Raw genomic sequence first — 24,645 nt, forward strand, 5'->3', positions numbered from 1 at the left:
TGCTGTACCTCAGCGGCTACGGACTGTGGTGAGGGTGCCTCTATTTGAGGTCGATCATCCGGACGGGCTGGCCGGTGGTGCGGGCGATTGTTTCGAAGTCGCGGTCGAAGTGCAGCAGGGCCAGGCCCGATTCTTCGGCGCCTGCGGCCAAGAGGAGGTCGACGGGTCCGGCGCTGCGGTGCTCGCCCTTGGCGGTGAGCTGTTCCTGAACGACGCGGGCGCGGCGGTAGACGCCCTCCGGCATGGGGCACCAGGCGAACTGGGCGAGACGCTCCTGGACGGTCTTGCGGTCCTTGGCGGAGCGGGCGGAGTAGAGCAGTTCCAGCTCGGTCAGATCGCACAGGGCGACGAGGCCGGCGCCGATGCGCCGTTCCCAGTCCTCGGTGGCCTGGCGCAGGAGGACGCGCGCCAGAGCGGAAGTGTCGATGAGGTAGTCGGCGACACTCACAGGGCGGGCCTGCCTCGGTAGTTGCGCTTATCGAGGAGGAGTTCCACGTCCAGTGCGCCGTCTTCTGCCAAGTCCTGCAGTTCGTGCAGGGCTCGCAGGCGGCGGTTGCGGTCGACGATCTCACGTAGTGCGGTGTTGATGGTGTCGCGTTTGGTGGTGGTGCCGAGTTCCCTGGCGGCTGCTTCGAGTGCTTCGTCGTCGAGGTCGATGACGGTTCGGCTCATGTTCCCCACCTCCTGATGTACCTGCTGGAGTGTATCAGTATACATGATCGACTATATCGACCGGTCGGCTGTGGATTCGGTCGCCGGATCCTTCGGTAGGGCACTCCGCTGCTCGCGACTTCGAAGAGGTAAGCCGTCGGGCGGCGGGTGACCCGTGCTGTCACGGTCCGGGGTGATTCTGTCGCTGGGGTTTGCCCCCGTTTGTGGACATCTCTTGAAGATCGGATCGTGGGGTCCGAGGAGGAGGTGTCCAGGTGGGTGCTGCTCGGTATTCGGAGGAGTTCAAGCGGGACGCGGTGGAGCTGGTGCGGTCCACGGGCCGGACTGTCGGTTCGGTTGCGGATCTGGTCGGCCCGCTCGGGGATGGTGTGGCCGAGCGGGCCTCGGGGTGGGTGACGACGCCCGCCAGGTATCCGCAGCCGCGCGCGGACCACGCGTCGGCGGCCACGGCGAGTGGCTCGCCGTCCGACTCGGCGGCAACTCCCGCCCACCGATGAGCACTCGCCCCCGGCTTGGCGTAGGAGCCGGGAAAGAAGCGGTCGAACAGCGGGCCCACCCGCAGCGCCGGGTCGGCGTCCAGCCACTCGACCTCCCCGGACACCGTCCCGGGCCGGGAGTCGGTCTCCACCAGAGGTAGTGGTGGTCGGCCTCCCGGTTCGGCAGTTGCGCGGCGAGGCCGTTGATTAACCGGGTCTCCCCGAGGGGCGGATAGGCCGGGCCGACCTCCGCCAGGACCTTCGGCGCGAGGGCCACCGCGTCCCTCTGATCGCCCCCGATCGCGAGCCAGTCCCGCCGCCCCCGGACTGGCGACGGCCACCGCCGCAAGTGGAAGTGTCTCGCCCGAATTGATCGACAATGCCTTTGACGACTTCAACGAGATCATGATTTTCATCATTCCGGAAGCGGCCGCGAGAATGTCGATTCTCACTGTGCGCCAACATCGCCTCCGTCCCCGAGCTCAATGCCTTCGCCATTGCTGTGGGCGTGTGCCCCCTTTGGCCCTGCTGTTGTCAGGCGGACTGCTCAACCGTGCTTTGGAACGGCATCGCTGCCAAGCTGCCACATTTCATAGTTCCCGCATTCTGCCGTGATCTCGGCCGTCGCCTGAGCCGCGGTGATGAAGTCATCGACCACTGGCGAGGTGCGCGATGCCGCCACCGCGAGGCACACCTGGTCGGGCGCCAGATCCGGGATGGGCACATAGATGACATCCGGATGTGAGTAGAACACGGCCGCCGAACGGGCCAGGAACGAGATGCCCCGGCCGGCCGCGACATGCTCGAGCGTCTCGTCCACCCCGCGCACCAGGTACCCGGCGTTGGGGTGCGGGCGCCTGGTGGGCTGCGTGCTCGGGTCGGCATGCCAGACCAGCGGTTCGCCGGCCAGGTCGGCCTCGGTGACCTCGTCCTTGCCGGCCAACCGGTGGCCGGCGGGCAGCACCGCCACCCGCGGCTCGGTGTACAGCGGGGTGACGCGCAGGCCGGTCTCGTCGATGGGCAGCCGCACATAGCCGACGTCGATGCGGCCGTCGAGCAGCATCGGGGCCTGGTCGTCCCCTTCGATCCGCTGCACGTCCACGACCACGTCCGGGTGCCGGGCCTCGAACGCCCGCGCCGCCGGGATGACCGGGATGCCGGCCCGGAAACCGACCATCAGCCGCCGGCTGCCACGGGCTGCCACGGACACCCGGCGGCGGACCGCGTGCGCGGAGGCGAGCAGCGGACCGGTGTCGGCCAGCAGTTGTCGGCCCGCGTCGGTCAGCGCTACGCCGTGGCGATCCCTGGTGAACAACGAGGCGCCGAGATCCTGCTCGAGCGCGCGGATCTGCCGGCTGAGCACCGGCTGCGCGATATGCAGCTCATCGGCGGCGCGGCCGAAGTGCAACTGGTCGGCCACGGCGGCGAAGTAACGCAATTTGCGCAGGTCCAGATCCATGGCGCCTCCCGGTCCGGTGATGCCTTCAGGGTATCACCACGGCTAAAAGAAGTCTTGGACACCCACTCAGGCCAATGGCAACCTGAATAGGTACCTATTGGGACCGAAGCGAATTCGGCACAAGAATTCGACATCGGAACTTGACAGCAGGGACCAGGCCCAGAATGGGCACACGGTTTCGGATGCCCATCAATTCAACGGAGTGATCGTGGGAAAGCTCGACGGCAAGGTAGCGGTGATCACCGGCGGATCCACCGGCATGGCACTGGCCGGCGCCAAACTGTTCGTCGAGGAAGGGGCGCACGTCTTCATCCAGGCCCGGCGGCAGGAAGCACTGGACGACGCCGTCAAGCTGATCGGCCGCAACGTCACCGCCGTCCAGGGTGACGCGGCCGAACTGGACGACCTGGACCGCTTGTACGACACCGTCAAGCGGGAAAAGGGCTCGATCGACGTGCTGTGGGCCAGCGCCGGGATGGGCGAACCCGCCGTCCTCGGCGAGATCACCGAGGAACAGTTCCACCGCGCCTTCTGGCTCAATGCCCGCGGCACCCTGTTCACCGTGCAGAAGGCACTGCCGCTGATCAACGACAACGGCTCGATCTTCATGACCGGATCCAATGCCTCCCTCGGCGCCTTCCCCGGCTGGAGCCTCTACGCGGGAAGCAAAGCCGTCCAGCAGGCCTGGGCCCGCGTCTGGCTCAACGAACTGCGCGACCGCAAGATCCGGGTCAACGTCCTGACCCCCGGCCAGGTCGCCACCGCCAAACAGGAAGAACTGTTCGACGAGGCAACCAAGGCCGCATTCGAATCCCTCATCCCCCGCGGAAAGATGGGCCGCCCCGAAGAAATCGCCACCGTGGCCCTGTTCCTCGCCTCCGACGACTCCAGCTACGTCAACGGCCTGGAACTGGTCACCGACGGCGGCACCACCGCCATCTGAACCACAGAAACGTCGCGGCCGATGCCCTGCGCCTGACCCGGCACGTACGAGACAGAGCGACACTTCGAGAACAGGAAGAGAGCACACCTCATGAGCAGCATCACCCTCATCGGTACGGGGAACATGGCCCGTACCATCGGCACGCTCGCGGTGGCGGGCGGCAACACCGTCGAGGTCATGGGACGCGATCAGTCCAAGGCCGATGACCTGGCCAAGGCTCTGGGCGGCGGCGCGAAGACGGGCAAGTGGGGCGCCGTCCCGGCCGGGGACATCGTCATCACGGCCCTGTTGTACGACGGTGTCGTTCCGGTCGTCGCCGAGTACGGAGACGCCCTCGCGGGCAAGGTCATCGTCGACATCAGCAACCCCTTCAACGCCACGTTCGACGGACTGGCCCACAGCGAGGAGACCTCGATCGCGCAGGAAGTCGCCAAGGTGGCCCCGGCCAGCGCCAGCGTGGTGAAGGCGTTCAACACCATCTTCCGTAATGTCCTGGAGAAGGGCAGGCCCAACGTCTTCATCGCTGGCGACAATGCGCAGGCCAAAGAGGGCGTGGCGGCATTCATCGAGAGCCTCGGGCTGCGCCCGCTGGACGTCGGCGGCCTGAAAATGGCGCACTGGCTGGAAGGAGTGGGCGTGGTCACGGTGGGCCTCGCCGGCAACGGGGTCGGCCACTGGGACTTCGCCCTCGGCGTCAACGAATTTACCGGCTGAGCCCCCGGGGCCGAGCAGTCGGCGAACAGGGCGCCATCGACATCACCAACCCCGTCTCCCCCGATTTTCAGGGCTTCGTCACCCCCGACGGCAGTTCCGGCGCGCAGGAGATCGCCAAGGCCGCCCCCGCCGACGCGCATGTCGTCAAGGCGTTCAACACCCTGTTCTCACATGTTCTGGCGGCCGGCCCAGCCGAGGGTCGCCCATTGGACGTGTTCATCGCCGGCGACGACGCGCAGGCAAAGGCACGCGTGTCGGCGTTCATCGAGAGCCTCGGGCTGCGCCCGATGGACACCGGGGAGCTGCCAATGGCGCGGGCACTGGAGAACGTCGGCCTGCTGGAGCTGGGCCTCATCACCCACTCCGTCAAGCACACCAACTTCTCGCTCGGCATCACCATTCTCAGCTGAGCGCACACCCGCACCACCACTTCTCGCGCCACATCACGCCAGTCGATCTACGGCACGAGGAGAACAGCCCCTCCACCTACTCTCACAAGGAGCAGTAGCATGCGCGTTTTCGTCACTGGCGGGACCGGCCATTCCGGTTCGTACATCATCCCCGAGCTCATCACCGCCGGACATGAGGTCACCGGCCTGGCCCGGTCGGACACGGCCGCGGCGGCGGTGTCCGCGCTCGGTGCGAAGGTGCGTCGCGGCGACCTCGAGGATCTCGACGGGCTCAAGGAGGCGGCCGCGGACTCCGACGGCGTCATCCACGTCGCGCACAGGCAGGACCTGCTTCCCTCCGGCGGGATCGACGCCGTGGCCGCCGCGGAGCTCCCGATCATGCTCGCGTACGGCGAGGCACTGGCGGGAACCGGAAAGCCGCTGGTCGCGGCGGGGAGCATAGGCTCGCCAGGGAACCTGGGCCGGCCGGCCACCGAGGAGGACCCGGCCCTTCCCAGCGGCGAGGAGTACAAAGGCACTCTGCGGGTTCGTAACGTCGTGGAAACTGCCGTAGTCGGCCTCGCCGAGCGGGGAGTGCGGTCTTCGGTCGTGCGGATTGCCAACATCGCGCACAGCACGACCGATCGTGCCGGCTTCCTCGTGCAGCTGATCGCGCTCGCGAAGGAGAAGGGTTTCGTCGGCTACCCCGGAGACGGCGCGAACCTGTGGAACGCCGTGCACGTCCGCGATGTCGCCTCCTTGTTCCGCTTGGCACTGGACAAGGGGCCGGCCGGCAAATACTGGCACGCGGTTGGGGACGGGGCCATCCCGCTCCGCGAGATCGCCGAGGCCATTGGCAGCCGTCTGGGCCTGCCCGCCGTAAGCGTTCCCGCGGACGTACTGATGGTGCCGGGATACTTCGGGTTCCTCGCGAACATAGTCACGCAGAACTACCCGGCGTCCAACCTCATCACCCGCCGGACCCTCGGCTGGGAACCCGCTCAGCCCAGCTTGCTCGCCGATTTGGACAACGGCCATTACTTCTCCGCCAGCTGATGGCAGGGACCCGAATCGCAACGAGTACGGCAAGTGGCAAGGGTTCGGCTCTTCTGGAGGGGCGCTGAGAATATGACGACTGTGGGATTCATCGGGAGCGGATACATCGGCAGTACCATCGCGCGGCTCGCCATCGAGGCCGGGCACCAGGTCGTGCTCAGCAACTCGCGCGGTCCCGAAACGCTCGCGGACACGGCCGCGGAACTGGGGCCGCGGGCGTCCGCGGCGACGAGCGGGGAGGCCGCGGCGGCCGGTGACATCGTCGTGGTCACGGTGCCGGTCAAGGCCTTCCCCAACTTGCCCGCCGTACCACTGGCCGGGAAGACGGTCATCGACACGTGCAACTACGGCCCCGAGCGTGACGGGCATATCCCCGAGCTCGACAGCAAGTCGCTCACCTCAAGCGAGCTGCTTCTGCGGTACATCCCGGACGCCATGCTCGTGAAAGCGTTCAACAACATCTTCTTCAAGCACCTGCTGTCACTCGCCCGCCCGGCGGGGGCGGCCGACCGCTCGTACCTGCCGATCGCCGGGGACTCCGCGCCGGCGAAGGCGGCGGTGACCGAATTCATCGAATCCATCGGGTACAGCGTCGTGGACGCGGGACCGCTGGCCGATACCTGGCGGCAGGCGACGGGCACGCCGGTGTGGGGGACCCCCTACGGGCCGTACTCGAACGAGAAGGGCCAGCCGGTCGGTGAGGACGCCATCCGCGCGGCACTGGCCACCGCAACGCGGTAACCGCAAGTTGGCGCGGGCCGCGGAATGGTCCGGCCGTGTTATGGCCCCGTCCGGTAGGCCTTTGGGTTCCAGGAGTCGTCGCAACACCCCAGTTCAAGGGGTGCGATGGAGTTCGAGATCCGCAGGGTGCGGACGGTGGCCCAAGGCCGTAGGCAGCTGGTCCGTGAGCGGGAGGAATACTTCCGGCTCATGGACCAGGGCCTGACCGGCTACGAAGCGTGCCGGATCGTCGGGATCAACTACCGCACCGGCAAGCGGCTCGGAGTGCTGACACCGCCCCCGGAGGCGTCTGGCGTGCGAAAGGACGCTGGGCGTGGCGCGCAGCCAACCACTGATGATCAAGGGAAGTTCATCAAGCCGTGCGTGCCGGCGGCATCCCGGCTCCCGCCCTTGTCGCGTCGGTGCCCCAGCTGGCCAGCAGTCGTAGTGCCTCCGCGGACGGGGAGTTGGGCTCGGCGTGGTACGTCACCAGCATCTGTTCGTGGTCGTCGGCCTGGTGGAACGACTCGAGGCGGAGGTCGAGTTCGCCGACGAGCGGGTGGTGCAGGCGCTGGATGCCGTGGCACTTCTCCTTGACGTCGTGGGTGGCCCACAGCCGCCGGAACTCCTCGCTCTTCACGGAGAGTTCGCCCACCAGAGCGGACAGCCGGGGGTCCTCCGGATGGGAGCCGGCGTCCATGCGCAGCTGAGAGACGACGTCGTTCGCTTTGTGCTCCCAGTCCACGAACAGGTCGCGGTACTCAGGCCTCAGGAACACCAGCCGTGCCCAGTTCTGTTCCTGCGTGGGCAGCTCGGCCCAGTCGCCGAAGACCGCCGCGGCCATCCTGTTCCAGGCGAGGATGTCCGAGCGCCGCCCCACGAGGATCGCCGGGACGCCGTCCATGGTGTCCAGCAGCGTCCGCAGGGGGCCCCGCACCTGCGGGGCGCGGACGGCCGGCTTCCTCTTCTGCTGCTTCGGCTTCGCCAGGTGCGTGAGGTGGGCGTGCTCGGCGTCGCTCAGCCTGAGCGCGCGGGCGATGGCGTCGAGGACCTCTGCCGACACGTTCCGCCCGTTGCCCTGTTCCAGCCGCGTGTAGTACGCCACGGACACCCCGGCCAGCTGCGCCAGCTCCTCGCGGCGCAGCCCCGGCACCCGCCGGTGCCGGCCGAAGCCCCGCAGCCCCACGTCCTCCGGCTTCAGCCGGGCCCGCCGGGTGCGCAGGAACTCGCTGAGCTCGGCACGCGGGTCCAGCGCGCTGGCGGCGGGCTCGTGCACCGGTTCGGGGTATTCGTCCATGCCTCGAGTATCCACGGTCGGACGCACACCAGCCTGACCCAGCCAGTGGTAGGCACAGCGGACGTACACAGAGCCGTGGCCTGGGTGGATGCCGGCCCGTCCGGGACGCTGGCCACTGTGCCCGGCCGGAAGGCAGCCGGGCAGGGAACCTCAGCTGGGAGAACCATCGGCATGACCACTGTTGCTGCGTACGCTGCCCCCGCCGCCAAGGCTCCCTTGGAGCGCACCACCATCGAGCGCCGCGCGGTCCGCGAGTTCGATGTGCTGATCGACATCAAGTTCGCGGGCATCTGCCACTCGGACATCCACCAGGTCCGCGAGGGCTGGGGTGAGGCGATCTTCCCGATGGTCCCGGGCCACGAGATCGCGGGCGTCGTCTCCGAGGTCGGCCCCGGGGTGACCAAGTACAAGGCCGGCGACCGCGTGGGCGTCGGCTGCCTGGTCGACTCCTGCCGCGAGTGCGACAACTGCAAGGCCGGCCAGGAACAGCACTGTGTACGGGGGGCTGTCCAGACGTACAACGGCATCGGTCGTGACGGAGAGCCCACCTACGGCGGCTACGCCACGCACGTCGTCGTCGACGAGAACTTCGTCGTCCGTATCCCCGACGGGCTGTCCCTGGACGTCGCCGCGCCGCTGCTGTGCGCGGGCATCACCACGTACGCGCCGCTCAAGCAGTGGGGCGCGGGCCCCGGCAAGAAGGTCGCTGTGGTCGGTCTGGGCGGTCTCGGCCACGTGGGCGTCAAGATCGCGCACGCGCTCGGCGCGGAGGTCACTGTCCTCTCCCAGTCGCTGCGCAAGAAGGACGACGGCCTGAAGCTGGGCGCCGACCACTATTACGCGACCAGTGACCCGAAGACGTTCGAGGAGCTCGCGGGCTCCTTCGACCTGATCGTCTCCACGGTGTCGGCGCCACTGGGCTTCGGCGCGTACCTCAGTCTGCTCCGGACGGGCGGCGCCCTGGTGAACGTGGGCGTCCCGGAGGAGCCCGTCGCCTTCCATCCGTTCTCCCTCATCGGTGGCAACAAGATCCTCGCCGGTTCGATGATCGGCGGCATCCCCGAGACGCAGGAGATGCTGGACTTCTGCGCCGAGCACGCGATCGGCGCGGAGATCGAGCGGATCGCCGCCTCCGAGATCAACGAGGCATACGAGCGGGTGCTGGCGAGTGACGTGCGGTACCGGTTCGTGATCGACACCGCAACCATCTGAGACCGGTCGCGCGAGTGAGGGCCCCGGCGGATGAGGCGGATTCCAGGGGTCGTTGAAGCACAAGCCGTCATCCGTCACCTAACACATCACCGGTACCACGGCAGGCCAACGCCTTTGACGGCGTGGCGTGCATCAAGAACGGAGTACACCCCCATGACCGCAACAACAGCCAATGAGTCGAGGACGCGCCAGAGCGAAACGGCCGCGGAGGTGGTCGGCCGCCTTCGTGCGACGTTCAACACCGGCGTCACCCGCGGACTGGACTGGCGCGTCAACCAGCTGCAGCGGCTGCGGGCACTGCTGGTTGAAAACGAGCAGGAGCTGCTCGAAGCGCTCTGGGCGGATCTGAGGAAGAACGCCACCGAGGCCAAGATGCAGGAGATCGACTTCACCGTCGCCGACATCGACGAGACGCTGGCGAATCTCGAGAGCTGGCTTCAGCCTCGCCCGGTGGAGGTTCCCGCCCACTTCGGTCCCACGACAACGGCATACACCACGTACGACCCGCTCGGGGTCGTCCTGGTGATCGCTCCCTGGAATTTCCCGCTGCACCTTCTCATCGACCCCGTCATCGGCGCCCTGGCCGCCGGAAACACCGTGGTGGCCAAACCGAGCGAGATCTCGGTGCACACATCGGCAGTGGCTTCACGCCTCCTGCGACAGTACTTCGACGCCGACGTGCTCACCGTCGTCGAAGGGGGCGCCGAGGAGACCACGGCCCTCCTGGCACAGCGTTTCGACCAGATCTTCTACACCGGCAATGGCACCGTCGGCCGGATCGTCATGGCCGCAGCCGCCAAGAACCTCACCCCCGTCACGCTCGAACTCGGAGGCAAGTCACCGGTCTTCGTGGCACCCGACACCGACGTGGACGAGACCGCCAAGCGGCTGGTCGGCGCCAAGTTCGGCAACGCGGGGCAGCAGTGCATAGCCCCCGACTACGTTCTGGCCGATCCTGCCACCGCCGCCGCACTGGTCCCCGCCCTCCGCGCGGCGGTCGACGCCCAGTTCGGCTCCACCCCGCAGACCTCAGCCGACTTCGGCCGGATCATCAACGAGCGGCACTTCGACCGGCTCACTCGCCTGCTGGACTCCGGCCGGGCGGCGGTGGGAGGCCAGCACGACCGCGACGACCTGTTCATCGCACCGACCGTGCTCACCGATGTCGACTTTGCATCGCCGGTCATGCAGGAGGAGATCTTCGGTCCGATCCTCCCCGTAGTCGAAGTCGAAGACCTCGATGCCGCCATCGCCTTCATCAACGAACGCGACAAGCCACTCGCCCTCTACGCCTTCACCACGTCCGAGGTCACCAAGTCGCGCCTCGTGAACGAGACTTCCTCCGGCGGCGTCGCCTGGGGCCAGCCGGTGATGCAACTGCTCATGCCCGGCCTGCCTTTCGGTGGCGTCGGCGAAAGCGGCATGGGCCGGTACCACGGCCGGTATTCCCTCGAGACGTTCAGCCACCTCAAGGCCGTCGCGGACCCGGGCAAGATCGACCGGACAGGCCCTAGGTGTATTGACCCGCAGGGTTGTTGACGCGGCTGATCGGGGGCTGGCCTTTGAGTGCGGTGTGGCTGCGATGGTGGTTGTAGCTGTGGAGGAAGTCTGTCAGGGCGGCTGTGCGCTGGTCGTTGCTGGTGTAGGGCTGTAGGTAGGCCCATTCGTCGAGCAGGGTGCGGTTGAAGCGTTCGACTTTGCCGTTGGTCTGGGGCCGGTAGGCGCGGGTGAGTTTGCCGGTCGCGTCCAGGTCGGTGAGGGCCTGCTTCCATTGGGTGCTTTTGCGGTAGGACCAGGCGTTGTCGGTCAGCACGCGTTCGATGCGGTGGATGCCGCAGGTGGTGAAGAAGGCGGCGGCCCGGCGGAGGAAGTCGGCGCAGGTGGCGGCTTTCTCGTCGGGGTGGATCTCGCTGTAGGCCAGGCGGGTGTGGTCGTCGACGGCGGAGTGGACGTAGTCGAAGCCGACGCCGGTCTTGGTGGCGCGGGAGGCCTGGCGGCCGAGTGTTTTGTGGCCGCCGCCGTCGGGGATCCGTCCGAGTTTCTTCACGTCCACGTGGATGAGCTCGCCGGGGCGGTCGCGTTCGTAGCGGCGGATGACCTGGCCGGTGGGGCGGTCCAGGAAGGCCAGGCGGTGCAGGCCGTGGCGGGTCAGGATGCGGTGCACGGTCGAGGCGGGCAGGCCCAGGATCGGGCCGATGCGGGCCGGGCCGAGCTTGCGCTCGCGGCGCAGACGGCAGACGTCCTGCTCGGTCGCGGCCGGGGTGCGGTGCGGGGTCGTGCGGGGACTGCTGGGCCGGTCGTGCAGGCCCGGCTCGCCCTCGGCCCGCCACCGGCGGACCCATTTGTGGGCGGTGGCGCGGGAGACACCCATCTCAGCGGCCACGTGGGCGACGGGCCGGCCCGAGGTGACACGCTCGACCAGCAGTCGCCTGCCGTGAACGGTCAGCCGGGCATTACGGTGGGACACGAAGACCTCCGGTGTGGTGCGGTCCTAGACAGCTCCACCACACCGGAGGTCTTCACCTTTGATCAAGCACGACACGTGTCAACAACGCTCGTGATCAATACACCTAGGCCCGCGCTCTCCCGAAGCAGGCTGCCCGACTGGTGATCGGCTACGCAGAAAGTGCCTCTGCCCAGCCGAAATGAGGACTGCTGAGGTCCCGGTTCCCTGACACCCGCCAGGCCCATGCTGCCGCCTGTCTCTTTCACCCGACCCATTCTTCGAAGGAAGCTGCCATGACTACCGCGTTCGACCCGATCGACCTGGGCGGCAAGACGCTGACCAACCGCATCGCGATGGCGCCGATGACCCGCAGCCGCGCCGACGCTCCCGCAGCCACGGCGACGGAGCTGATGGCGACCTATTACGCCCAGCGTGCGAGCGCCGGCCTGATCATCACCGAGGGCATACAGCCGTCGGTGGGCGGCCAGGGCTACACCAACACTCCGGGCCTGCACTCCGCCCAACAGGTCGACGCCTGGCGGAAGGTGACCGACGCCGTCCATGCCCAGGGCGGCACGATCTTCGCGCAGCTGATGCACACCGGCCGGATCAGCCACCCCAGCCTGCTGCCCGAGGGACTCATCCCCGTCGCCCCCTCCTCCGTCGCGGCGGCGGGCCAGGTGTTCACCTACCAGGGCCCCCAGGACTACGTCACGCCGAAGGAACTGGACCAGGACGACATCACCCAGACGATCGCCGACTACGCCGACGCCGCGCGCAACGCGATCGCCGCCGGTTTCGACGGCGTGGAGATCCACGGGGCGAACGGCTACCTGATCCACCAGTTCCTCGCCCCCAACACCAATCTGCGCACCGACAACTGGGGAGGTGGCGCCGCGGACCGGGTCCGCTTCGGTATCGAGGTCGCCACGGCCGTCGCGGAGGCGATCGGCGGCCACCGGACCGGCTTCCGTATCTCTCCCGGCAACCCCTACAACGACATCGCCGAGACCGACCCGGCGGACGTGCTGGAGACCTACGCCACCCTGATCGCCGGTCTCGCCCGGCTGGACCTCGCCTACCTGCACCTGGTCGAGAGCCCGGACCGCGTCCTGACCGCCCGGCTGCGCAAGGACTGGCCGACGGCGTTCATCCTCAACCCCTTCACCCACCCCGAGACCACCGGCCCCGGCGCTCTCGCCCACATCGAGGACGGCACCGCGGACATCATCGCCTTCGGCGCGCTGTTCCTGGCCAACCCGGACCTGCCCGCCCGCCTCGCAGCCGACGGCCCCTACAACACCCCCGACGCGGCTACCTTTTACGGCGGCGACCACCGCGGCTACACCGACTACCCGGCGCTGCCCGCCGACAGCGCGTGACCTGAAAAAGAGTCATCGCCAGCGAGTGCGGCGAGGCAAGACGTGGCGTTTCAGGCCACCGAAGTCCTCCTGGTCCGCACCTATGTCACGATGGCGACACTGCCGCCTGCCACATCCAGCGGATCACCTTGGAGAACCGGCAGCTGAGAGAAGAACTTGAGGCTGCGACGGGCGTCGCTCGCCTGACCTCCATCCCTTCCGGGCGGTCAGCAACCAACTGAGGAAGTGGTCAACGGTCAACCGCAAACCCTGGCCACAACCGCTCACGGCCGCGTTCTCCCCAGCATGACAGGGGTCGTTGCCGCGGCGTGGACGCGTTCGAGCAAGTCACGGTGGCAATAGAGGAAGGTGCGGTCGACGCGGGCGGCGGGGGCGATCCCGGACACGGTGACCTCCGCATCGCCGCGCAGGCAGGGTCGCTACGACTCGGCCCTTCAGCATCTGGACCAGGGACTCGAATTGTCCCGCCGTACTGGCAACAGCCTGTTGCTGAGCGACCTGTTCGCCGCATCTGCGCACGCCAACCTGCTCCTCGGACGCTTGGACGACGCGAGCAGATGCGCTGAGGAGGCGCTGGAAGCCGCTTCTTTCGTCGGCAGCGAAGAGGCATCCTGGTTTGCCTCCGCCGTGCTTGGCGCGACTCGTCTGTGGCAAGGAGACTACGCAACAGCCAGTTCCATCTTCGAGAAGCTGATGATCTCCCTGCACACAGTCGATGATTCCGAGCCCGCACCGGTCAGGTCGGTGGCGCTCGGGATTCTCGGTCAGGCCATGCTCTTCAACGGTGACCCGGACGGCTGCGTCCGCACGGTCACCCGCGCAGGCGGCGGCCCTGACCTGGTCAGGTTCGAAGCTTCAATGCGCACTCTGTGGTTCGGGCTGCTGACCAGCGCGGAGCTGGCCAAGGACGATCTCGCCGCCGCCGGCTCATGGGCAGACCGGGCGGCGGTAGCGGACGGTCCTGACGGACCGCACCACCAGCGGGCCTTCATCGCGCTCTCCCGCGCAGAGCTCCATTTCGCCCGGCAGGACACCGCAGTTGCGGCGCGGTTTGCACAGGAGGCCGCTGAGGTGTTCAGCGCCTGCCGTATGCCGCTCTACGAAGCAATCGCGCGCATCAAGGCCGGTATCGCGCTGGCCGTGTCGCCCGAGCACAGGACCGAAGCCCTGGCCCAGCTCGCACAGGCACAGTCCCTGTGCGGGACGCGCGGTGCCCACGGTCTGGCGGCATTGGCCGAGGCGGAGTACCGCCGGATCGCCGACTCGCCCGTCGTACCCTGATCAGCGAGGTCGACGCCTTCGCGGGCCTGAGCCATGGCTTCCGCCGGCAAGCTGATCGTCGCTGACTGCGATGGTGACGGTGAGCGATGTCGCCGAGATCTGACACTGTTTGGGATCTTGCGGTTGGCGCCCGTGTGCTCGCTCGTGGTGAGGGCGCCGATGCCCCCAGATCGATGTGCACGCGACGATCTACCGCGATGCCCGTGAGTTCTGCCGACCTGGGCATTGCCGGGGCGCGGAAGTAGCCACTGCAGCGACACGAAGAAGGTCGGCTTGCGAGATGCCGGCCGGTGTCACGCGGGCGGTGGTGATGAGCCGGTCTGGGCTGTGGCCCAGTCGCAAATGGCGGCCAGAGGCTCCTGGAGTGTCTTGCCGAGCTCGGTGAGGGCGTACTCCACGTGCGCAGGTGGGTCCTGCTTGAGGACTCGTCGCTCCACCAGCCCGTCCTCGGCCATACCGCGCAGTGTCTCGGTCAGCATTTTCTGAGTGATACCGGGCAGCCGCCGACGCAGCTGGGCGTGTCGCTGCGGCCCGGCGAGCAGAGCGTAGATCAGCAGAACGCGCCACTTGCTGCCAAGACGCTCCAGGGCCTGCCTCGTCAGGCAGGTGGGTTCGAGCACATCGGGAATGACCAGGGCCATGACGGTGACGGCTCCTTCCACGGAAAGGCACTTCCAAGTGCCTTCTTTCCCGGGATCTCATGCGGTTCTAGCTTCGAGTCATGACCGATCCTGCCATTCACACGTACACCGCGGACGAGTCCGGAATCTTTGCCAACGCCTATGTGCTGCAGACTCCGGACGGTGTCGTACTGATCGACTCCGGGCTGCGGGTTTCCGACGCCCGGGCCATTGGCAAACGCGCCGCCGCGCTGCGCGGCCCGGTTCTCGCCGCATTCGTCACCCATGCCCATCCCGACCACTTCAACGGTCTGCCGTATGTGGTCGGCGACGACGTTCCCGTCTACGCGGCCACCGCCGTTGCCAAGACCATCGCGGAAATCGCGGAACCCAAGCGGGAGCAGTGGCAGCCGGTGTACGGCCAGGAATGGCCGGACCGCTACCGGGTTCCGGAACGGACACTGGGCGACGGCTGCTCCGTGGAACTCGGCGGGCTGCGGGTCACCCTCCACGAGCTGGGTGCGGGAGAGAGCCACGCCGACTCCTACCTGATGGTCGAGTCCGGAACCAAGCGCGCCGCCTTCATCGGCGACCTCGCTTTCGGCGATCTGATGCACTCATACACCGCCGATGGCCATACGGGGCTGTGGCTGGCGCTGCTCGACCGGCTGGAGCGGGAGCTGGCCGGGGTGCCGCTCTACCCCGGACACGGCTCCCCCGCCGACACAAGGCTGCTGTCCGCCCAGCGCCAATACCTGCTGATGTACCGCGAGGCAGTGCTCCGTATATCCGACGGCCGTCCCTCCCTGACAGACGAGCAGAAGACCGAACTCACCGCGGTGATGGCGGCTTTCCTGCCACAGGCGGCGTTGCCCTGGATGGTCGGGCTCGGCGCCGACGCGGTCGCCCGGGAACTGGCAGAGAAGGCCGGACCATGACATCCCTGGAGCGGATCACCTTCACCGCGGACGGGCTTGGGGACGGTCTGGAGCTGGTCGGCGACCTGCGGCTGCCGGACGGGCCGGGACCGTTTCCCGCGGTAGCTCTCACCGGACCGTTCACCGGAGTGAAGGAGCAGGTCACCGGCCTCTATGCGCAGCTGCTCACTCGGTCCGGCTTCGCGACCCTGGCCTTCGACCACCGAGGATTCGGAGAAAGCCCGGGCCGCCACGGCCACGAGGACAGCCAGGGCAAACTGGCGGATCTGCGAGGCGCCGTACGGGTACTGGCCGACCGTACGGAGGTGGCCGGAGACCGGATCGCCCTGGTCGGAATCTGCCTGGGCGCCGGCTACGCGGTCAGGGTGGCAGCCATGGATCCCCGGGTGCGGGCAGTGGCCGGAATCGCCGGAGCGTACAACAGCCCGGCGTGGTTCGCCGGAAAAATGGGCATCGACGCCTACCGCTCCGCCCTGAGCACGTTCCTGGACCGATACTACGAACCACTGCCCGCCGTGGCACCGAGGGGCGGGGAGGCGGCGATGCCGGGACAGGAGCCGTACGCGTATTACGGCACCGAGCGTGGGGCCTCGCCGCACTGGAGGAACCAGGTCACCCGGGGCTCGCTGTACTCGTTGATGACCTTCGACGCGCTGAGCGCGGCCGAATTGCTCGGTGCCACTCCCTTGCTGGTCGTGCACGGAAAGGTGGACGACTACTGTTCTCCGGAGCTTGCGAGAGCGATGTATCAGCGGGCTGCCGGGCACAAGGAGATCTCCTGGCTCGACTGCGAGCAGCACATCGACCTGTATGACGTCAGCCCCTTTGTCGGACAGGCGGGCCAGGCGACTGCGGACTTCCTCCACCGCCACTTGGGCTGAGGGCGAAGATCTTGCCGCCCCGTGATCAACACGAGATTGCCCATGGCCGCGGACATACGGTGTCGCCTCGGCTGTCCTCAACGAAGCAGGCGTTCCCACTCCATGCCGTCCCCGCGGCCGCGTGCGGGTCCGTTCGAACGGCCGCCCGACCAGTGGACCCAGGTCTTGGCAAGGTTGCGGCAAGGTCCTTGTCGCATGGTGGGCATGGCCCGATGCGCAACGCGGAACGGTCGCGGGCTGGTGGATCCGCCCCGCCTTCGCGGCCCACGTCGGCCGAACGCTGTGGCCGCCGTCCTGCGCATCCATGGGCCGTGACCGGCCGGGCCGATCAGAGCTTTACCCAGTGCACGTCAACATGAAGGGAAACAGTCATGATGAATGCCTTGTCGCGTGCGCCCCAGCTGGTGCACCTGCGATGTGACGCGGCCGCGGGCGCTCGCCAAGCGGGCGAACTGGAGTCTGTCACCGGCAAACTCGGCCTTCGAGAGCATGTTGTGGGCGGCCTGCTCGCTCGGCGCGCGCTGTTCGCGGACGAGTCCGGTCGCAGCGCCACACGCGTGGCACTCCACCGGACAGACCCCGACACGAACGGGCTTGCCGCCGCAGGCGAACTGCTGGTCGCCGGAGAGGGCCGTGAGGAGGCTGCCCGCCTCCTGCGCAGGCGCGGGTTCACCCACATCGGGACCGCGGGGTCGGTCGTCCGGCTGATGCGCCCGACGGCAGGTATGGCCGAGATCCTCGGTGCCTGCGATGCGCTCCGTGGCCTGGGCGTCAGCGCCGCCCCCAACTACGTCACCGCAGTCGCCGCCGTCGGCAAGGGCGGGAGCGGGCTGGGCCTGGCGCTCCCCACGACAGCCATGCCCGGCGACCGGCCGGTCGATGACCCTCGGGGCGCCGGTGTACGGGTGGCCGTGATCGACACGGGCATTGCTCCCGAATCGGTCGGAGCGTCGCACGGATGGCTCGACGGTATTGAGGTCGACCACACGGCGGACGGCAACTGCGACCTGCTGGACGCCGTTCCCGCCCCTGACGGATTCCTCGACGAAGCTGCGGGACACGGAACCTTCGTGGCCGGTATCGTCCGGCAAATCGCTCCCTCCTGCCATGTGCAGGCGATCAAGGTGCTGGACAGCGACGGCGTAGGCACTGATTTCTCCGTCGCCGAGGCACTCTTCCGCCTTGCGGACGCCCAGGACGCGCCGGATCTGGTCAACCTGTCCCTTGTCTGCTCAAGCGACGAGACAACCGGGCCGATCGCCATCGAGGCCGCGATCGAGGCCCTTACGATGCGGCACCCCGCCACTCTCGTCGTGGCCGCGGCCGGGAACGACGGGGGCGCGACGAAGGCGACGAGGACGGTCTCGGTTTCGTCAGGCCGGTGACTGGACACCTCGGGAACCACGGCCCGGGCCAGGCGTGGCGACGCCGCCCGCGGACGGACCGTCGGCGCACAGACGCGTGACCCGGGTCTGTCGCGCTTGGTCAAGAGCCTGTCGCCTGTTGCCTACCCGCCGGCTGCCGGAACTTCGACGATCGAGACAGACGCGATCCGAGGGGAAGACAGATGAGCGCAACAGCAGCGACCGGTACTGTCGAGGTGCGGGGTGCGTGTCCGCACGACTGCCCCGATACCTGCGCGATGAGGATCACCGTCACGGACGGCAAGGCCGTGAGCGTGACCGGTGACCGGGAGCATCCGTACACTCGCGGTGGCTTGTGTGTGAAGGTCGACAACTACCTGGACCGGGTGTACAGCCCGGACCGTGTGCTGTACCCGATGCGGCGTACGGGGCCGAAGGGCAGCGGTCGGTTCGAGCGGATCACCTGGGATCAGGCGCTGGGCGAGATCGCGGACCGGTTCCGGGCGATCTCCGCGGAGTTCGGGCCCGAGGCCATCATGCCGTGCAGCTACCTGGGCACTCAGGGAATCCTGAATGGGCTCAACGTCGGCGATCCGTTCTTCGCCAGGCTTGGCGCCACTGTCGCCGAGCGCACCTACTGCGACTCCGGTGCGTGCACGGCCTACACGATGACGATCGGCGACTGCGCCGGAGTGGATCCGGAGAGCCTGGTCCACTCGAAGTTCATCCTGATCTGGGCCTGCAACGTGATGAGCACCAACCTGCACCTGTGGCCGTTCATCGCCGAAGCCCGTAAGCGGGGCGCCACCGTGGTCGTGGTGGACCCGGTGAAGACCCGTACCGCGAGGGCCGCAGACTGGCACATCCCGATCCGGCCGGGCACCGACGGCGCGCTGGCGCTGGCGATGATGCACGTGATCATCAACGAGGGCCTGACCGACGACGACTACATCGCCCGCTACACGGTGGGTTACGGGGAACTGGTCGACCGGGTGCAGCAGTACACCCCCGAATGGGCAGCGGAGGAGACCGGGATCCCCGCCGAGGACATCCGCCGGCTCGCCCGTGGCTACGCCTCCGCGCAGCCGTCGGTGATCCGTATCGGGGTGGCGGTGGAGCGGCATGCCGGCGGTGGCCAAGCGGTGCGGACGCTGGCCTGTCTGCCCGCGCTGGTCGGTGCGTGGCGCAACCCCGGTGGCGGGATTCTGCAGCTGCCGTTGTGGGCGTTCCCGGTCAACTGGGGCGCGATGATGCGTCCGGACATGCTCCAGCCCGGCAAGCGGATCGTGAACCAGTATCTGCTGGGGCAGGCGCTCACGGGTGGCCTCGAACTGGACCCGCCGATCAAGTCGCTGATGGTCTACAACTCCAACCCCGTGGTCGTCTGCCCCGATCAGGACAAGCTGATCGAGGGCCTGATGCGGGAGGACCTGTTCACCGTCGTCAGTGAGCAGTTCATGACCGACACTGCCCAGTTCGCCGACATCGTGCTGCCCGCCACCACCCAGCTGGAGCAGGACGACATCATGTTCTCCTGGGGCCACCTCTACGTCACTTACAACCACCGCTCGATCGAGCCGCTCGGCGAAGCGGTGCCCAACACGGAGATGTTCCGGCGGCTGGCGGCACGGATGGGCTTCACCGAGCCGGTGTTCCGGCGTACGGACGACGAGATGATCGCCGAGGCGTTCGACTGGTCGGCGCCCGCCATGCAGGGCATCACCGTCGAGTCGCTGAAGGAGAAGGGCTGGCAGCGGCTGAGCGTGCCGCCCGCCGACCAGTACGCACCGTACGCGGAGGGCGACTTCCCCACCCCGTCCGGCAAGGTGGAGCTCAAGTCCTCCATCGCGGAAGCCGTCGGGAACTTCGTGGTGCCGCTGTTCCGGCAGGGCTCCAACGACCACCAGCCGGGCACCCCGGTCGATCCGCTGCCGCACTACGTACCGCCTCGCGAGTCGGCGCGCACCAATCCCGAACTGGCCGAACGGCACCCGCTCAGCCTCATCACCCCGAAGGCGCACGCCTACCTGAACTCCAGCAGCGCCAACCTGCCGCTGCACCGGCGCGTGCAAGGGGAGCCCACCGTCCTCATCCACCCCGACGACGCCGCCGAGCGCGGCATCGCCACCGGCGACGACGTGCGGGTGTTCAACGACCGCGGCTCGTTCGTGGTGAAGGCGAAGGCGGACAAGTCCGTCCTGGCGGGCGTCGCCGTGTCGGCGTACGGCGGCTGGCGCATGCACACGAAGTCGCTGTCCACGATGGCGTCCCTGAATCCCACCGCCTTCGCCGACCTGGGCAACGCGCCCACGTTCTCCGACACACTCGTCCAGATAGAGAAGGCCTGACCCATGGCTTACGTCGTGACCGACGCCTGCGTGGACATCCTCGACCAGGCCTGCGTCGAGGAATGCCCGGTGGACTGCATCTACCAGGGGGACCGGATGATGTACATCCACCCCGACGAATGCGTCGACTGCGGGAAGTGCATGCCCGCCTGCCCGAGCGACGCGATCCACTGGGAACACCGGATCCCCGTGGACCTGGCCCCGTTCACCGCGGCCGCTGTCGAGTTCTTCGAAGAGCACGAGGATGCGGCCGGTGGTGCGTCCTCGCGCGGCCCGGTCGGCGTGGACCACCCCCTGCTGCGGGAAAGGCGTGGCACCGGTGAGGGCTGAGCACAAGACCGGTTCCGGTGCGGACACGTACGCCGGCGACGCGTACGACAGCGACCTGCTGATCGTCGGCGCCGGGCCGGTTGGTCTCTACGCGGCCTACTACGCCGGGTTCCGGGGCATGTCGGTCACGGTCATCGACGCTCTCGGCCGGCCCGGTGGCCAGATGGCGGCGCTGTATCCCGAGAAGAAGGTCTACGACGTCGCCGGATTCCCCGCCGTGAAGGCGCAGGACCTCGTCGACGCCCTGGTCGAGCAGGCGTCGCAGGCGAAGCCCCGGTACCTGCTCGGGCACACCGCGCAGACCCTTGAGGACACGGCGGGCGGCATCGCCGTCACCACCCACCGGGGCACGGTGGTAACGGCGAAAGCAGTGCTGGTCACCGGCGGGATCGGCAGCTTCACGCCGCGCCCGCTGCCTACAGGCTCCGAGTACGAGAACCGTGGCCTGCGCTACTTCGTACCGAAGCCGGCCGAACTCACCGGCGCCGATGTGGTGGTCGTCGGTGGCGGGGACTCAGCGGTGGACTGGGCGCTGGCGCTCGAACCGCTCGCCCGCACGGTCTCGCTCGTCCACCGCCGGCCCCGGTTCCGCGCGCACGAGCACAGCGTCCGGCTGCTGCGCGCCTCGTCCGTGCGGCTGTACACTCCGCACGAGGTGCACCGGATCAGCGGCGACACCCGCGTCGAACAGGTGGAGTTGCGCGACCTCGAGACCGGGGCGACCGAGAGCCTGCGGGCGGACGCGGTGGTGGCCGCGCTCGGCTTCGCCGCGAACCTCGGCCCGCTCGCCAGGTGGGGGCTTGAGATGCGGGGGCGGCACATCGCGGTCGACCGGAGCATGCGCACGAGCCGGCCGCGCGTGTACGCCGCAGGCGACATCGCCGACTACGACGCCAAGGTCGCGCTGATCTCAGTCGGTTTCGGCGAGGCCGCACTCGCGGTGAACAACCTCGTCCCCATGATCGATCCCGCGCTGGGCACGGTGCCGGGGCACTCCAGCGATGGCGCAGCTGGCCAGTGACAGCCCTTACGCCCGGGCATGAGCGCGGTAGGCGGTGGGCGACGTGCCGTAGACCTCGCGGAACGCCCGGCTGAACACGGCGAGATCGGTGAACCCCCAGCGGACGCAGATCTCGGTGAGTTTGGCTTCGCCTCCCCGGCGGGTCAGCAGGTCACGTCGGCACCGCTCCAGTCGCTGGCGCCGGATCACTTGGGACACCGTCTGTCCCCGGCGGGCGAACATCCGCTGGAGCTGGCGCGTTGACACGAAGTGCGCCTGCGCGACGCGTTCCGGGGACAGTTCCGGATCGCCGAGATGCTCTTCGATGTAGGTGTCGATCCGCCGCAGCAGGCCTGCGTGCCGGTCGATGCCGGCGCCGGGCCCATGTGCCTCGGTCGCGATGGTCGCCACCAGGTCGCCGATCTCATCGGCGATCCGGACGGCGCCGCCCTCGCTGACGGTCGGTTTCGCGACGAGCAGGTCGGTCAGCATCCTGCTCAGCACCCCGGTGATGCCGCTGCCGCCGTCCAGAGCCCGGCAGGTGAGCGAGGCCGACTCGCTGTCGCTGAGCTGGATCGTGTCGCGGGGCCAGGTGAAGACGGCGCAGTCCCAGTAGGGGGAGGAGACGCCCGAACGAAGCCACCAGTGGAAGGGCCGTTCTGTCTCGTAGATGACGAAGTCGCCGGGCCGAAGCGTCGCGTCGTGCCCGTCCTGCGCGGCACGCGCCTCACCCCGGCGGACCAGGCAGACCTGGAGGTAGCGATCGCGGTCGCGCCGCAGCAGTTCCTTTGTGCGGATGATGTCCTGGTCCACCGAGCGAACCCCCGATACCCGGAGGTGGCCGAGGAAGTCGCTGCGTACGGCACCGTCGAACATGCCGCAGTCCCGTTCGACGTCCACGTCGAGGCTGACGAAATGGTCCCGAAGCAGGTCCCGCCAGACCTCACGTCTGCTGGTGTTCTCCTCGTTCGACCCCGCCGCTGTCATGGCCCTACCTCGATCGTGTTCTGTGTCCACCCGGCGTCGGAGGAATCCTCCTCGGCGAAATACTCGGCCCTGTCCATAGGCGGATCGTTGTCGCAATGTAAACAGCCGGAAAATCCCGCTTCACCTACGCGTTCCCGTCGCCGCTGGTCAAAAGCCTGTCGCGCGGAGTCCTGTGCGGGTGGCCGAGACCGGTGAAGATGAACGCCAGTGCCGATCCAGAACCCGAGGGAACGCATCGTGATAGCCGTCGTGAATGATCAGATCCGCTGTCCGGAAGAATCGGTCGAGGACGTCCGAGTGGCCCTGACCCGGGACCGCGTCCCGGTCGCCGAGGCGATCGAGTGGGCGACCGTGCCGCACTGCGGCGCGGTCGTCACCTTCACCGGCACGGTGCGCGACAACAACGACGACCTCGCGGGGCACCACACCGGGATCGTCGGGATCGACTACGAGGCGTTCGACCGGCACGTGGAGCCGCGACTCCGCCAGATCGCCCAAGCCGCCCGGGACCGGTGGCCCGCCCTCGGGCGTGTGGCGTTGTTCCACCGCATCGGGCCGGTGCCGGTCACCGAGGCGAGCGTCCTGGTCGTGGTCTCCGCACCCCACCGCGGCGAGGCGTTCACCGTGGCCCGCTTCTGCATCGACGTCCTCAAGGACTCCCTTCCGGTATGGAAACGCGAATACGGCGGGGACGGCACGAGCGGCTGGGTGGCGACCGGGAACCAGATCGACGACGTCACCGCCGCGGCGCACCGCTGGTGCCTCGCCCGGAACCCGGAACCGGCGGCATGATGATGACGCCCGTCGCCGACCGCCGGTACCGTCACCTTCGCGACCTGCGGATCTCCATCACCGACCGGTGCAACCTCCGATGCCGGTACTGCATGCCGCGCGAGCATTTCGGCCCGGGGCACCATTACCTCGACCCCGCCGACCTGCTGACCTTCGACGAGATCGCGCGCCTGGCACGGGTGTTCGCCTCCCTCGGCGTGCGCAAGATCCGGCTCACCGGGGGCGAGCCGCTGCTGCGACGCGGCGTCGTGGACCTCGTGGCGCTGCTCGCCGCGGTACCCGGGCTCGATCTCGCGATGACGACCAACGGGCTGCTGCTGCCGGCATTCGCGAAACGCCTCGCGGAGGCCGGGCTGCGCCGGGTGACGGTGAGCCTGGACGCGCTCGACGACGCCGTGTTCCGGGCACTCGCCGACACCGCGGTTCCGGTGCGCCGGGTCCTCGACGGGATCGACGCCGCCACACGCGCCGGCCTCACCCCCGTCAAGGTGAACATGGTGGTGAAGCGAGGAGTCAACGACGGGTGCGTGCTGCCGATGGTCGAGCGATTCCGGGGCAGCGGCCACATCCTGCGCTTCATCGAGTATATGGACGTAGGAGCCACGAACGAGTGGCAGCTCGGCGAGGTGCTGCCCGCCGCCGAGATCGTGCGCCTGATCGACGACCGTTACCCGCTCGAACCGCTCGGTGCGACCGACGTCGGCGAGGTGGCCACCCGCTACCGCTTCCGGGACGGCGCCGGGGAGATCGGTGTCATCGGCTCGGTGACGCGGCCGTTCTGCGGGGACTGCACGCGAGCCCGGCTGTCCGCCGAAGGGAAGGTGCACACCTGCCTGTTCTCCTCCGGCGGGACCGACCTGCGGGCGTTGCTGCGAGCGGGCGCCTCCGACGAGGAACTGCGCTCCGCCATCCGCGCACTCTGGGGCGCCCGGGAGGACCGCTATTCGGAGTTGCGCGGACGCCGCACACCATCACGCGGCGATCGGGTGGAGATGTCTTACATCGGCGGGTGACCTGGAACGAAGGGGAGATTGGCTCATGCCCACAATGCTGTTGTTCGCCGCCGCGCGGGAAGCGGCAGGCCGAGCGCGCGACGTGATTCCCGGCAGCACGCTCGGCGAGGTGCTCGACGAGGCACGCCGACGCTACGGCGGCGGGTTCGCCCACGTGCTGGCGAACTCACGGGTGTGGCTCAATGGGGAGATGCTGTACGACGAGATGCACGGCGCCCCATGCGAGGCCGGCGACGAGATCGCCGTGCTGCCACCGATCAGCGGCGGATGATCATACGTGGTCCTGCTCTCCGCCGACGGTTTCCGCGCCCGCGCTGACGGCGCC

Annotated in this window: 25 protein-coding genes; 18 read left to right on the forward strand and 7 right to left on the reverse strand. The window is 68.2% G+C overall.

The features are described from left to right. Positions 1-40: 40 nt before the first annotated feature. The 3 genes from OG607_RS30955 to OG607_RS30965 form a co-directional block, all read right to left on the reverse strand. Complete coding sequence (locus OG607_RS30955) at positions 41-448, reverse strand: PIN domain nuclease (RefSeq protein WP_405730480.1); 408 nt, start codon at positions 446-448, stop codon at positions 41-43. Then, complete coding sequence (locus OG607_RS30960) at positions 445-672, reverse strand: type II toxin-antitoxin system VapB family antitoxin (RefSeq protein WP_405730482.1); 228 nt, start codon at positions 670-672, stop codon at positions 445-447. Before OG607_RS30960 ends, OG607_RS30955 begins: the two co-directional genes overlap by 4 nt. 1,023 nt (positions 673-1,695) lie before the next feature. Further along, a complete protein-coding gene (locus OG607_RS30965) occupies positions 1,696-2,607 on the reverse strand; it encodes a LysR family transcriptional regulator (RefSeq protein WP_405730484.1) in 912 nt (303 codons plus the stop codon). Positions 2,608-2,815: 208 nt separating this feature from the next. Between OG607_RS30965 and OG607_RS30970 the strand changes: the two genes are divergently transcribed. The 5 genes from OG607_RS30970 to OG607_RS30990 all read left to right on the forward strand — a co-directional run bounded on the left by OG607_RS30970 (position 2,816) and on the right by OG607_RS30990 (position 6,450). Next, the gene (locus OG607_RS30970) at positions 2,816-3,550 is read left to right on the forward strand and encodes an SDR family NAD(P)-dependent oxidoreductase (protein WP_203922400.1); all 735 of its coding nucleotides are present in this window, start codon (positions 2,816-2,818) and stop codon (positions 3,548-3,550) included. Positions 3,551-3,640: 90 nt separating this feature from the next. Beyond that, positions 3,641-4,264, forward strand: coding sequence for an NADPH-dependent F420 reductase (locus OG607_RS30975; RefSeq protein ID WP_405730487.1), 624 nt, complete (start codon positions 3,641-3,643; stop codon positions 4,262-4,264). A 206-nt stretch (positions 4,265-4,470) separates the two neighbouring features. Further along, positions 4,471-4,674 (forward strand): hypothetical protein, encoded by a 204-nt coding sequence (locus OG607_RS30980; RefSeq protein ID WP_405730488.1) that lies wholly within the window; start codon positions 4,471-4,473, stop codon positions 4,672-4,674. Between the two features lie 99 nt (positions 4,675-4,773). Then, positions 4,774-5,709, forward strand: a complete 936-nt coding sequence (locus OG607_RS30985; protein ID WP_405730490.1) for an SDR family oxidoreductase — start codon at positions 4,774-4,776, stop codon at positions 5,707-5,709. Positions 5,710-5,790: 81 nt separating this feature from the next. Beyond that, positions 5,791-6,450: an NADPH-dependent F420 reductase gene (locus tag OG607_RS30990; protein WP_405737158.1), complete on the forward strand. Its 660-nt coding sequence runs from the start codon at positions 5,791-5,793 to the stop codon at positions 6,448-6,450. Positions 6,451-6,802: 352 nt separating this feature from the next. On the opposite strand, the gene OG607_RS30995 is transcribed toward OG607_RS30990, so the two are convergent. Then, complete coding sequence (locus OG607_RS30995) at positions 6,803-7,726, reverse strand: helix-turn-helix domain-containing protein (RefSeq protein WP_405730492.1); 924 nt, start codon at positions 7,724-7,726, stop codon at positions 6,803-6,805. 171 nt (positions 7,727-7,897) lie between these two features. Here OG607_RS30995 and OG607_RS31000 point away from each other — a divergent pair, with 171 nt between their 5' ends. Both OG607_RS31000 and OG607_RS31005 read left to right on the forward strand, forming a co-directional pair. Further along, positions 7,898-8,938 (forward strand): NAD(P)-dependent alcohol dehydrogenase, encoded by a 1,041-nt coding sequence (locus tag OG607_RS31000; RefSeq protein WP_405730493.1) that lies wholly within the window; start codon positions 7,898-7,900, stop codon positions 8,936-8,938. 153 nt (positions 8,939-9,091) lie between these two features. Next, the gene (locus OG607_RS31005; RefSeq protein WP_405730495.1) at positions 9,092-10,477 is read left to right on the forward strand and encodes an aldehyde dehydrogenase family protein; all 1,386 of its coding nucleotides are present in this window, start codon (positions 9,092-9,094) and stop codon (positions 10,475-10,477) included. On the opposite strand, the gene OG607_RS31010 is transcribed toward OG607_RS31005, so the two are convergent. After that, positions 10,449-11,405 carry an IS481 family transposase gene (locus OG607_RS31010; protein WP_405723995.1) on the reverse strand — a complete coding sequence of 319 codons (957 nt, stop codon included), beginning with the start codon at positions 11,403-11,405 and terminating at the stop codon, positions 10,449-10,451. The two genes, OG607_RS31005 and OG607_RS31010, sit on opposite strands and share 29 nt — an antisense overlap. A 272-nt stretch (positions 11,406-11,677) precedes the next feature. Here OG607_RS31010 and OG607_RS31015 point away from each other — a divergent pair, with 272 nt between their 5' ends. Both OG607_RS31015 and OG607_RS31020 read left to right on the forward strand, forming a co-directional pair. After that, positions 11,678-12,766, forward strand: coding sequence for an alkene reductase (locus OG607_RS31015; RefSeq protein WP_405730497.1), 1,089 nt, complete (start codon positions 11,678-11,680; stop codon positions 12,764-12,766). 387 nt (positions 12,767-13,153) lie between these two features. Continuing rightward, entirely contained in the window at positions 13,154-14,047 is an 894-nt protein-coding gene (locus OG607_RS31020; RefSeq protein ID WP_405730499.1) for a tetratricopeptide repeat protein, read from the forward strand. Between the two features lie 293 nt (positions 14,048-14,340). Here OG607_RS31020 and OG607_RS31025 read toward each other — a convergent pair whose 3' ends face one another. Continuing rightward, complete coding sequence (locus OG607_RS31025; protein ID WP_405730501.1) at positions 14,341-14,688, reverse strand: winged helix-turn-helix transcriptional regulator; 348 nt, start codon at positions 14,686-14,688, stop codon at positions 14,341-14,343. Between the two features lie 80 nt (positions 14,689-14,768). On the opposite strand from OG607_RS31025, the gene OG607_RS31030 reads away from it, so the two are divergent. The 6 genes from OG607_RS31030 to OG607_RS31055 all read left to right on the forward strand — a co-directional run bounded on the left by OG607_RS31030 (position 14,769) and on the right by OG607_RS31055 (position 21,549). Beyond that, positions 14,769-15,605 (forward strand): MBL fold metallo-hydrolase, encoded by an 837-nt coding sequence (locus OG607_RS31030; RefSeq protein WP_405730503.1) that lies wholly within the window; start codon positions 14,769-14,771, stop codon positions 15,603-15,605. Beyond that, positions 15,602-16,486, forward strand: coding sequence for an alpha/beta hydrolase (locus OG607_RS31035; protein WP_405730505.1), 885 nt, complete (start codon positions 15,602-15,604; stop codon positions 16,484-16,486). The genes OG607_RS31030 and OG607_RS31035 overlap by 4 nt, the downstream gene beginning before the upstream one ends. 494 nt (positions 16,487-16,980) lie before the next feature. Beyond that, positions 16,981-17,871 carry a S8 family serine peptidase gene (locus tag OG607_RS31040; protein WP_405730507.1) on the forward strand — a complete coding sequence of 297 codons (891 nt, stop codon included), beginning with the start codon at positions 16,981-16,983 and terminating at the stop codon, positions 17,869-17,871. A 182-nt stretch (positions 17,872-18,053) separates the two neighbouring features. Next, a complete protein-coding gene (locus OG607_RS31045; protein WP_405730509.1) occupies positions 18,054-20,198 on the forward strand; it encodes a molybdopterin-dependent oxidoreductase in 2,145 nt (714 codons plus the stop codon). Positions 20,199-20,201: 3 nt separating this feature from the next. Further along, positions 20,202-20,528 carry a ferredoxin gene (gene fdxA, locus OG607_RS31050; RefSeq protein ID WP_405730511.1) on the forward strand — a complete coding sequence of 109 codons (327 nt, stop codon included), beginning with the start codon at positions 20,202-20,204 and terminating at the stop codon, positions 20,526-20,528. Next, entirely contained in the window at positions 20,518-21,549 is a 1,032-nt protein-coding gene (locus OG607_RS31055; protein ID WP_405730513.1) for an NAD(P)/FAD-dependent oxidoreductase, read from the forward strand. Before fdxA ends, OG607_RS31055 begins: the two co-directional genes overlap by 11 nt. 6 nt (positions 21,550-21,555) lie before the next feature. On the opposite strand, the gene OG607_RS31060 is transcribed toward OG607_RS31055, so the two are convergent. Then, positions 21,556-22,515 carry a helix-turn-helix domain-containing protein gene (locus OG607_RS31060; RefSeq protein WP_405730515.1) on the reverse strand — a complete coding sequence of 320 codons (960 nt, stop codon included), beginning with the start codon at positions 22,513-22,515 and terminating at the stop codon, positions 21,556-21,558. Positions 22,516-22,812: 297 nt separating this feature from the next. On the opposite strand from OG607_RS31060, the gene OG607_RS31065 reads away from it, so the two are divergent. From OG607_RS31065 to OG607_RS31075, 3 genes are read left to right on the forward strand one after another with little or no spacing between them, the layout of a single operon-like run. Beyond that, a complete protein-coding gene (locus tag OG607_RS31065; protein ID WP_405730517.1) occupies positions 22,813-23,307 on the forward strand; it encodes a molybdenum cofactor biosynthesis protein MoaE in 495 nt (164 codons plus the stop codon). Then, the gene (gene moaA / locus OG607_RS31070) at positions 23,304-24,320 is read left to right on the forward strand and encodes a GTP 3',8-cyclase MoaA (RefSeq protein ID WP_405730519.1); all 1,017 of its coding nucleotides are present in this window, start codon (positions 23,304-23,306) and stop codon (positions 24,318-24,320) included. The genes OG607_RS31065 and moaA overlap by 4 nt, the downstream gene beginning before the upstream one ends. 25 nt (positions 24,321-24,345) lie before the next feature. Further along, entirely contained in the window at positions 24,346-24,591 is a 246-nt protein-coding gene (locus OG607_RS31075) for a MoaD/ThiS family protein (RefSeq protein ID WP_405730521.1), read from the forward strand. Positions 24,592-24,645: the final 54 nt, after the last annotated feature.

Origin of the sequence: Streptomyces sp. NBC_01537, assembly GCF_045040445.1 — a bacterium.
Classification (GTDB): domain Bacteria; phylum Actinomycetota; class Actinomycetes; order Streptomycetales; family Streptomycetaceae; genus Actinacidiphila.

Excerpts from the sequence above, each read along its gene's own strand:
- OG607_RS30995 (WP_405730492.1), bottom strand. The coding sequence starts at position 7,726 with ATGGACGAATACCCCGAACCGGTGCACGAGCCCGCCGCCAGCGCGCTG.
- OG607_RS31075 (WP_405730521.1), top strand. The coding sequence starts at position 24,346 with ATGCCCACAATGCTGTTGTTCGCCGCCGCGCGGGAAGCGGCAGGCCGA.
- OG607_RS30960 (WP_405730482.1), bottom strand. The coding sequence starts at position 672 with ATGAGCCGAACCGTCATCGACCTCGACGACGAAGCACTCGAAGCAGCC.
- OG607_RS31005 (WP_405730495.1), top strand. The coding sequence starts at position 9,092 with ATGACCGCAACAACAGCCAATGAGTCGAGGACGCGCCAGAGCGAAACG.
- OG607_RS31060 (WP_405730515.1), bottom strand. The coding sequence starts at position 22,515 with ATGACAGCGGCGGGGTCGAACGAGGAGAACACCAGCAGACGTGAGGTC.
- OG607_RS30985 (WP_405730490.1), top strand. The coding sequence starts at position 4,774 with ATGCGCGTTTTCGTCACTGGCGGGACCGGCCATTCCGGTTCGTACATC.
- OG607_RS31030 (WP_405730503.1), top strand. The coding sequence starts at position 14,769 with ATGACCGATCCTGCCATTCACACGTACACCGCGGACGAGTCCGGAATC.
- fdxA (WP_405730511.1), top strand. The coding sequence starts at position 20,202 with ATGGCTTACGTCGTGACCGACGCCTGCGTGGACATCCTCGACCAGGCC.
- OG607_RS30965 (WP_405730484.1), bottom strand. The coding sequence starts at position 2,607 with ATGGATCTGGACCTGCGCAAATTGCGTTACTTCGCCGCCGTGGCCGAC.
- OG607_RS31000 (WP_405730493.1), top strand. The coding sequence starts at position 7,898 with ATGACCACTGTTGCTGCGTACGCTGCCCCCGCCGCCAAGGCTCCCTTG.
- OG607_RS31025 (WP_405730501.1), bottom strand. The coding sequence starts at position 14,688 with ATGGCCCTGGTCATTCCCGATGTGCTCGAACCCACCTGCCTGACGAGG.
- moaA (WP_405730519.1), top strand. The coding sequence starts at position 23,304 with ATGATGATGACGCCCGTCGCCGACCGCCGGTACCGTCACCTTCGCGAC.
- OG607_RS30975 (WP_405730487.1), top strand. The coding sequence starts at position 3,641 with ATGAGCAGCATCACCCTCATCGGTACGGGGAACATGGCCCGTACCATC.
- OG607_RS31035 (WP_405730505.1), top strand. The coding sequence starts at position 15,602 with ATGACATCCCTGGAGCGGATCACCTTCACCGCGGACGGGCTTGGGGAC.
- OG607_RS31045 (WP_405730509.1), top strand. The coding sequence starts at position 18,054 with ATGAGCGCAACAGCAGCGACCGGTACTGTCGAGGTGCGGGGTGCGTGT.
- OG607_RS31015 (WP_405730497.1), top strand. The coding sequence starts at position 11,678 with ATGACTACCGCGTTCGACCCGATCGACCTGGGCGGCAAGACGCTGACC.